Origin of the sequence: Streptomyces sp. SP17BM10, assembly GCF_036322405.1 — a bacterium.
GTDB lineage: Bacteria > Actinomycetota > Actinomycetes > Streptomycetales > Streptomycetaceae > Kitasatospora.
On the sequence record NZ_JAQYXB010000107.1, the window covers coordinates 1 to 375 of the forward strand.

Below are 375 nucleotides of genomic sequence, written 5' to 3' on the forward strand. Positions count from 1 at the left end.
CCACCTTTCGGCCGGGATGAGGGTCGCCGCGGGTCGGGGGATCGGTGGAGGCGGCCGGATTTTCGGCCTTCCCACTCGGGGGCCGTCCTCCCCGGCGGTTGGTGGTGGTTGGCGGGCGGGGCGGCGTAGCGGGCTGCGGGCCTGCGGCACCACGATGAGGTGGTCCACCTGCATGACCTTGGCGCGGTCGACGTCCTGGCGCCGGGCGGCGCGCTCCAGCTGTGCCCAGTCCGCTGTGAGCCGTTCCAGCGCGGCCACCGGCGCCTCCTGGGCGTCGTCGGGTGCGGCCTCCCTCGCGCGGGCCGTGGCCAGCGCGGCGGCCTGGGCGCAGTGGGCGGCGGCGCGCTCCTGCTGCTCGGCGAACTCGACGGCCGC

At 77.3% G+C, this 375-nt stretch carries 1 protein-coding gene; it reads right to left on the minus strand.

Annotation, left to right across the window (positions count from 1 at the left end; genetic code table 11):
- Nucleotides 1–375: hypothetical protein (locus PUR71_RS00395; protein WP_329924268.1), on the minus strand; the 375-nt coding region annotated here is incomplete at both ends.